Source organism: Actinomadura sp. 6K520 (assembly GCF_004349245.1).
In the GTDB taxonomy this organism is placed as follows: domain Bacteria; phylum Actinomycetota; class Actinomycetes; order Streptosporangiales; family Streptosporangiaceae; genus Spirillospora.
This window is the reverse complement of sequence record NZ_SMLC01000048.1, coordinates 37,043-45,106: the sequence shown is the minus strand read 5'-3', so window position 1 is coordinate 45,106 and position 8,064 is coordinate 37,043. Positions and strand designations below refer to the sequence as shown.

Sequence of the window (8,064 nt, the reverse complement as noted above, 5' to 3'; positions counted from 1 at the left end):
AGATGCCGAGGCGCAGCGCACCGGCCTCCGGGGGTGCCGCCGCCGGCGCAGGAGGCGCCGTTGATCGTGCAGTTGAGGGGCGTCCCCGGGCCGTTGACGATGAAGCCGAACGAGACCGATGCGCCGGGCGCGACGTTCCCGTTGTAGGAGCGGTTGGCGAACGCGGCGTGCCCGGCGGACTGCGTGAGCAGCGCGTCCCAGTAGGTGCCGACGCTGGAGCCGGACGGGAGGTCGAACTCCACCGTCCACGACGAGATCGCCGAGCCGGTCTCGTTCTTGACCGTGTACCTGGCCTCGTAGCCCGAACCCCAGTCGGCGGACTTGGCGAACGTCGCCGTCACCGCGGCGGCGTGCGCCGGGACGGGGACGAGCAGGGCGAGGACGAGTGAGCAGAGCGCGGTGAGCAGGAAGCCGGGAAGAAGGGCTCTTCGCAAGATCGCTCCCGGGGTAGGAGGGTGGGTGAGCGGGATCCCCCGAGCGGTGCCGCGATGGTGGCGGGTGGGCGGTTCGACCTTGAACCGATAGGAAAGTTTCCTATAAGTCTCCCGAACGGTAACCGCGTTTTCCCCGCTCCGCAACCCCCGGCCGTTTGGACGCGCCGTACGCGGATACGCACCGCGTAGGGGGACCACGCATGCCGCGCAACGTGTTCGTGCTGGGGCTGGACGAGCTGAATCTCCGGATGCTCCACGAGCTTCCGCACCCGTCGGAGTACCGCTTCCACGGCGTGATGTCGCGCCGGGAGCTGCGGCTGGGCGTGATCGACTTCGACCGGGCGGTGGCACGGGCGCAGGAGCAGCTCGACGCCTTCGACGGGCCGATCGACGCGATCATCGGGTTCTGGGACTTCCCCGTCACCACGATGGTCCCGGTCCTGTGCGCCCGGTACGGCCTGCGCTCGTCGAGCCTGGAATCCGTCGTGAAGTGCGAGCACAAGTACTGGAGCCGCATCGAGCAGCGCGAGGTGATCGACGAGCTGCCCGCGTTCGGGCTCGTGGACATCCGGACGGACCGCGCCCGGCCGCCGCCCGGCCTGCGCTACCCGATGTGGCTCAAGCCGGTGAAGTCGGCGGCGGCGGTCCTGGCGTACCTGGTGGTGGACGACAAGGAGTTCGACCGGGCGGTCGCCGCGATCCGCGCGGGGATCGGCCACCTCGGCAGGCCGTTCGAATCCGTGCTGGCCCGCCTCGACCTCCCGCCGGAGATCGCCCGGGTCGGCGGCATGGCGTGCCTCGCCGAGGAGTCGATCGAAGGCGCCCAGGTCACGGTCGAGGGATGGCGGGCCGAAGGGGAGGTGCACGTCTACGGCGTCGTCGACTCCATCGGCTACCCGGACCGGCCGACGTTCCAGCGCTACCGGTACCCGTCCTGCCTGCCCGGCGACGTCATCGACCGCATGGTCGGCGTCACCACCCGCGTGATCGACCGCGTCGGGCTCGACTCCACGACGTTCAACGTGGAGTTCTTCTGGGACCGGGAGAAGGACGCGATCAGCCTGCTGGAGGTGAACCCCCGCCACTCCCAGTCCCACGCCCCGCTGTTCTGGCACGTGGACGGCGTGCCCAACCACCAGTACATGGTGCGGCTCGCGCTGGGGCTCGACCCGGAACTGCGGCGGCCGGGCGGCGGCGAGTACGGCGTGGCCGCGAAATGGTTCGTCAAGCGGTTCACCGACGGCGTCGTCCGGCGCGTGCCCACGGCCGGGGAGATCGCGGCGGTCGAGCGGGAACTGCCCGGCACGATGGTGAACATCTCCGTGCGGCCCGGCGACCGGCTGTCCGAGCTGCCGCTGCAGGACAGCTACAGCTACGAGATCGGCCAGATCTTCATGGGCGCCGCGGACGAGTCGGAACTGACGGCCCGCTACGAGCGGTGCCTGGCGCGGCTGCCGATCGAGATCGACGAGTAGGCCGGGCCGGCCGGGAACGGGTCACAGGGGAGGGACATGATGCGCACGGTGACGTCACTGCCCTACGCGGTGCGGGAGGACGAGAACGTATGGATTCCCGTCTCGGACGGCGTACGGCTCGCCGCGCGCATCTGGCGGCCGGTCGGCTCCGACGACGAACCGGTCCCGGCCATTCTGGAATTCATCCCTTACCGCAAGCGGGATTTAACGGCGGTGCGGGACTCCATCCACCACCCGTACATGGCCGGTCACGGCTATGCGTGCGTGCGGGTCGACATTCGCGGCACGGGTGACTCCGAAGGCGTCCTCACCGACGAGTACCTGGAACGCGAACTGCGCGACGCCGAGGAGATCCTCGCCTGGCTCGCCGCCCAGCCCTGGTCGAACGGCCGCGCGGGGATGATGGGCATCTCCTGGGGCGGGTTCAACGCGCTGCAGGTCGCCGCCCGCCGCCCGCCCGGTCTCGGCGCGATCGCCGCGCTGTGCTTCAGCGACGACCGGTACGCCGACGACGTCCACTACATGGGCGGCTGCCTGCTGAGCGACAACCTCTCGTGGGCGTCCACGATGTTCGCCTACACCTCGTGCCCGCCGGACCCCGCGGTCGTCGGCGAACGGTGGCGCGACATGTGGCACGAACGCCTGGAGCACAGCGGGCTGTGGCTCGCGAACTGGCTCCGGCACCAGCGCCGCGACGGGTTCTGGCAGCACGGATCGATCTCCGAGAACTACGCCGACGTCCAGTGCCCCGTGCTCGCGGTGAGCGGCTGGGCCGACGGATACTCCAACGCCGTGTTCCGCGTCCTCGCCAACCTCAGGGCGCCCACCATGGGGCTCATCGGCCCCTGGTCGCACAAGTACCCCCACCTCGGCGAACCCGGCCCGGCGATCGGCTTCCTCCAGGAACTCGTGCGCTGGTGGGACCACTGGCTCAAGGGCGCCGACAACGGCGTGATGGACGAGCCGCGCCTGCGCATCTACATGCAGGAGACCGTGCCGCCGTCCACCGCGTACCAGAAGCGTCCGGGACGCTGGGTGGGTGAGCGGTCCTGGCCGTCGCCCCGCATCCCCATCCGCAGGTATCCGCTGGAGCGCACCCGCATCGCCGCGGAGGGCGAGCAGGTGCCGCGCGAGGAGCTGACCGTGGAGTCCCCGCTGTCGGTGGGGCAGTTCGCCGGCAAGTGGTGCTCCTACAACGCGCCCCCCGACCTCCCCTACGACCAGCGCGAGGAGGACGGCGGGTCACTCGTCTTCGACAGCGACATCCTCGACCGGCGGTGCGAGGTCCTCGGCTCCCCGGTGGTGCGGCTGGTGCTGGCGGTGACCGGACCGGACGCGATGGTCGCCGTCCGGCTGTCGGACGTGGCCCCGGACGGCCGCGCCACCCGCGTCACCTACGGGCTGCTCAACCTCACACACCGCACGGACCACGAAATGCCCCGGCGCCTTGAGCCCGGACAGCGGTACGAGGTCCGGATCACGCTGAACGGTATGGCGCACGCCTTCCCGCCCGGACACCGGATCCGCCTGTCGGTCTCGACGTCGTACTGGCCGCTGGCATGGCCACCGCCACGACCGGTCCGCCTGGCGCTCTACACCGGGCCCTGCTACCTCGAACTGCCGGTGCGCCCGATCAAGGCGCCCGACGAACCGCACGTCAGCCCGTTCGGCGAGCCGGAGGGGACGCCGCCCGTCCCGACGACCCTCCTCAAGTCGGGCGAGGAGGGCTGGACGGTGTCCCGCGACCTGGTGACGTACAAGTCGGCGCTCCACGTGGTCAAGGACCTGGGCGTCGTCCGCATCGACGACATCGACATGCGGATCGCGCGCCGGGTGACCGAGACCTACGGCTGGACGGGCGACGACTTCACCTCCGTGTACGGCGACGTCCAGTGGCGCATGGGCTTCGTCCGGGACGACTGGGAGGTCAACACGGAGACCCGTACCAAGCTGACCTCCACCGAGACCGACTTCCACCTCCACGCGCAACTGGACGCCTACGAGCGCGGTAACCGGGTCCACTCCCGGAACTGGTCGGTCGTCATCCCGCGCGACCACCTGTGAGCCGCCGGCCGGACGGTCGGCGGCTCAGGCGGACGCGCCGTCAGTCAGCCGTGGCGCACTGGCCGCGGTCGGCGCGGACGGGCCCGTCGGCCGTGGGCCGGACGTCGAAGTCGAAGATGGCCGTGGGCAGGTAGAGGGAGCAGCAGGCGTTGGGGATGTCGACGACGCCGCTGAGCCGCCCCTCGATCGGTGCCGTGCCCAGCAGCAGGTACGCCTGCTCGCCCGTGTACCCGAACTTCTTCAGGTACTCGATGCCGTTCAGCACCGCGTTCCGGTAGGCCAGCGTGGCGTCGAGGTGATGGTTGGTGTCGGTCTGGTGGTCGACGGAGATGCCGATGAACGAGATGAACTCGTCGTAGCGGGGCTCGACGTTGCCCGGCATGAAGATGGGGTTGGTGGTCACCCCGTACTTCTCCATCCCGCCCTTGATCAGGTCGAGGTGCACGTCGAGGAACCCGCCCATCTCGATCGCGCCGCAGAACGTGATCTCGCCGTCGCCCTGGCTGAAGTGCAGGTCGCCGGTGGACAGCAGCCCGCCGGGCACGTAGACGGGCATGAAAACCCGCGAGCCCCGGCTGAAGTTCTTGATGTCCTGGTTGCCGCCGTTCTCCCGGGGCGGGACGGTCCGGGCGCCCTCGCGGCCGACCCGCTCCAGGTCGGAGCCGGTGAGGGTGCCCGCGAGCACCTCCGTCGGCTCGGGCGGCAGGGCGAGCGGCGGCACCTTGTCCGGGTCGGTGTCGATGAGGGCCTGCTCGCGGCGGTTCCAGCGGGCCAGCATGTCGGCGGACGGCGCGCTGCCGAACAGGCCGGGGTGCGTGATGCCGGTGAAGCGGACACCGGGGATGTGGCGGGACGTGGCCATTTGACCGTGGAAGTCCCAGATCGCCTTGCACGGGTCGGGATACCAGTCGGTGAGGAACCCGCCGCCGTTGCCCCGGGCGAAGATCCCGGTGTAGCCCCAGCCCTGGCCGGCGACCGCACCGGTCTCCTGCGGGACGGGGCCGATGTCGAGGATGTCGACGACGATCAGGTCGCCGGGCTCGGCGCCCTCCACCGCGATCGGGCCGCTCAGCATGTGGTTGACGTTGAGGTCGAGATCCCGGATGTCGTTGGCCGAGTCGTCGTTGACGACCTGCCCGTCCATCCACTCCCGGGACTCGATGCGGACCTCCGACCCCGGACGGACGGTGACCGCCGCCGGTATGTCGGGATGCCACCGGTTATGGCCGGGGACATCCTGGTCGCGCATCGACTTCGACTGGTCGACGCGGAACACGACTTCGGGCATATCTTCCTCCGAAGAGAGTCATCGGGCCGTGTGGACGGCCCTTCGGCGGGCTGAAAGGGCGGGGCAGGCTCAAGGGCGTGGCAGCAGCGCGTGCCGCGGATCGGCGGGCGGTGCCGCGGACTCGCGGGAAGGCGCCCGCCTGACCACCCGCGGCTCGTCGGCGCTCGCCTCCTGGGCCTGGAGCGCCCTCGCGAGCGGGCGGGACATGCGGGCGAGGTGCGGCGAGGTGAACACGCGGGCCGCCGCGCCGCCGCAGCCCGCGCAGATCTCCGCGGCGGCGGCGGTACCGATCGGGCGCGAGACGTCGAACGCCCCGCACTTCTCGCAGCGGTACTGGTAGATGGCCATGGGCAGCCTCCAATGCGTCTGTGGCGGACTATTCCGCCGGGAGGCACCGGTAAACGAAAGGGCCAGGTCAGGCCCGCAATGCGGGCTTTTGCGCGCCATGTCCAGCCGGTGTGTCGGTGTCCGGTCGTAGAGTTGGGCACATGTCGCGGCGGCGTTTCGATCAGGCCATGCAACACATGCGGAAGACGGACCCCCAGGCACGGGAAGGCGCGTTCGACTTCCTGCGCGAGCACGCCGACGCGTACGCGGGCGAGCTGATCGGGGAGTTCGCGGCGGAGGCGGACGACGACCTGCGCTGCCGGCTGCTGGAACTCATCGCCGAGGCCCGCGCCCCGGAGGCGCTGGGCGTGTTCCGCGACCAGTTGGAGAGCCCGGACGAGTCACTGCGCTTCTGGGCGGTCCGCGGCCTGGAGATGCTCGACAGCCGCGCGGCGGAGCAGGTGCTGGAGCGGGCGCGCGACGACGGCTGGATCGCCTGACACGAGGTACCCGGCCGGGCGGGCCGGTATTCGGCGGGCTGGTGCACGGCCGCTCGCCCGGCCGGTCCGGGGCGGGCCGGAGCGGCCGGGCGAGCGGGTTGCGGGAGCGGATTCCGAGGGCGGGTTGCGTGACCAGCCGGTGTGATCAGCCGGTGTGATCAGCCCGCGTGATCAGCCGGCGTAGGTCTCGAACTCGGCGACCCGGGGGGTGCCGGACGAGCCGGTGATCTCGAAGGTGATCTTGCGCAGGGTGGTGCGCGGGACGGCGATCGCGCCCGCCCCGCTGCCGGAGGCCAGCACCGTGCCGGCATCGTGGTCGAGGACGCGCCACGACCCGATGGCGCCCGCCGAGCCCGCCGCCTCCCGGATGTTGATCGAGGAGACGGTGGTGGGGGAGCCCCACTTGATCGAGATGGAGCCGGTGGAGCCGGCCGGCGACCAGTAGGTGCCCATGTCACCGTCGCGGACGTTGCCGTAGCTCGTCCCGGCGGCCTTGCTGGAGCCGTCTGAGCCCGCCCCGATGCTGAGGTTGGTGCCGCCCGGCACGGTCGGCGTCGGTGTCTGCGTGGGCGTCTGCGGCGTGCAGTTGCCGTCCGACACGCGCAGGCCCTTGCCGGCGCCCGCCGTCCGGCTCACGACGTCCGGCACGCAGTCCGCCCTGTCCAGGCTGTAGGAGTAGGGGATGCTCACGCTGGTGTTGGACCGCGGGTTCGGGCCGGCGGGCTGGTTGTCGTCGCCCGGGCTCGACCAGGTCACGTTGTCGAAGATGTTGCCGTTGACCTGCCAGTACCCGGCCTGGTCGGTGTAGAAGGTGCCGAGGACGTCCTTGGAGTCCTCGAAGTAGTTGTTGTCGACCCTGGCCTGCGCCCCGGCCCTGGAGTTGATGCCGGACTTGCTGATGTTCCTGAAGTGGCTGTTGTAGATGTGGGCGGTGCCGCCGCGCAGCAGCGGCGTCCGGGAGTCGATGTTCTCGTACAGGTTGTGGTGGTACGTGATGAAGCCGTTCGACAGGTCGCTCTCGCTGCTGCCGACCAGTCCGCCGCGGCCGGAGTTCCGCAGGACGCTATAGGACAGGGTCACGTACCGGGTGTTGTTCTTCATGTCGAAGAGGCCGTCGAACCCCTCGTCCTCCCCGCCGGACGCCTCCAGGGTGGTGTGATCGACCCAGACGTTGCGGACGTCGCTCTCCATGCCGATGGCGTCACCGCCGTTCGACGTGGGCGAGCCGGACTTCTTGACGTTCCGGACGGTCACGTTCTGGATGATGATGTTGCTGGCCTCGCGGATGTGGATGCCGACCTGGTCGAAGACGGCTCCGCTCCCGACCCCGATGATCGTCACGTTGCTGATCTGCTTGAGCTCGATCACGCCGTCGGCGGTGTTGCAGCTGCCGCCGGACACCTTGCTCGTGTTGCCGTGGTTGACGGTCCCCTCCACCTCGATGGTGATCGGGGTGCTGCTGCTGGCCCGGCCGCACAGGGCCGCGTGGATCGCGGTGCCGGTGGTGGCCCGGACCGTCTGCCCGCCCGCGCCGCCGGTGGTCCCGCCGTTCTGGGTCGCGTAGCCGGTGGCGGTACCGGCCGCCGCCGCGACCTGGGGCATCGACAGGACGACACCGGCCGTGGCCGCAAGGGCCAGCGTCGCCGACGCCGCGGATAGTCGCAGTGCGACTGCTCTTCTCATCCTCGCCTCTCCTTTCGATCTCTGGTGATCATCAGACCGGTGGCCTGGTCTCGTCCCCGAATGGCCCTGCTGAGGGGTGCACCGGGGGTACGCGGGGGTGAACGGATCCGGAGGTGGGAGCGCGGGCGCATGGGACCAGCCCCTTGTGCGGCGAATTCGGCTGCGGCGGCACGGCAGCGGACATGGCGGGGAGCGTGCTACAGAAAGCGCTTTCTCATAAGGTAGGGGTCGACCGTGAACGCGTCAATGGTTTTCCATTCTTTTCATGCACAACGGTCGGGGGCAATTGTGAC

Annotated in this window: 7 protein-coding genes; 3 read left to right on the top strand and 4 right to left on the bottom strand. The window is 70.1% G+C overall.

What is annotated here, in order from left to right:
- On the bottom strand, positions 1-434 hold a 434-nt coding region (locus E1289_RS15500; protein WP_207928984.1), incomplete at its 3' end, for a cellulose binding domain-containing protein.
- A gap of 200 nt (positions 435-634) precedes the next feature.
- On the opposite strand from E1289_RS15500, the gene E1289_RS15495 reads away from it, so the two are divergent.
- Together E1289_RS15495 and E1289_RS15490 are read left to right on the top strand one after the other, a co-directional pair.
- On the top strand, positions 635-1,909 hold the full coding sequence (locus E1289_RS15495; protein WP_131980625.1) for an ATP-grasp domain-containing protein: 1,275 nt from the start codon (positions 635-637) through the stop codon (positions 1,907-1,909).
- A 39-nt stretch (positions 1,910-1,948) separates the two neighbouring features.
- Positions 1,949-3,973 (top strand): CocE/NonD family hydrolase, encoded by a 2,025-nt coding sequence (locus E1289_RS15490; protein WP_131980631.1) that lies wholly within the window; start codon positions 1,949-1,951, stop codon positions 3,971-3,973.
- A 40-nt stretch (positions 3,974-4,013) separates the two neighbouring features.
- On the opposite strand, the gene fmdA is transcribed toward E1289_RS15490, so the two are convergent.
- Together fmdA and E1289_RS15480 are read right to left on the bottom strand one after the other, a co-directional pair.
- The gene (fmdA, locus tag E1289_RS15485) at positions 4,014-5,261 is read right to left on the bottom strand and encodes a formamidase (RefSeq protein ID WP_131980623.1); all 1,248 of its coding nucleotides are present in this window, start codon (positions 5,259-5,261) and stop codon (positions 4,014-4,016) included.
- 69 nt (positions 5,262-5,330) lie between these two features.
- Complete coding sequence (locus E1289_RS15480; protein WP_131980621.1) at positions 5,331-5,609, bottom strand: zinc ribbon domain-containing protein; 279 nt, start codon at positions 5,607-5,609, stop codon at positions 5,331-5,333.
- Between the two features lie 167 nt (positions 5,610-5,776).
- Here E1289_RS15480 and E1289_RS15475 point away from each other — a divergent pair, with 167 nt between their 5' ends.
- Positions 5,777-6,088, top strand: a complete 312-nt coding sequence (locus tag E1289_RS15475) for a HEAT repeat domain-containing protein (RefSeq protein ID WP_207928983.1) — start codon at positions 5,777-5,779, stop codon at positions 6,086-6,088.
- A gap of 171 nt (positions 6,089-6,259) precedes the next feature.
- On the opposite strand, the gene E1289_RS15470 is transcribed toward E1289_RS15475, so the two are convergent.
- Positions 6,260-7,771: a polysaccharide lyase family 1 protein gene (locus tag E1289_RS15470; protein ID WP_131980619.1), complete on the bottom strand. Its 1,512-nt coding sequence runs from the start codon at positions 7,769-7,771 to the stop codon at positions 6,260-6,262.
- Positions 7,772-8,064 lie beyond the last annotated feature (293 nt).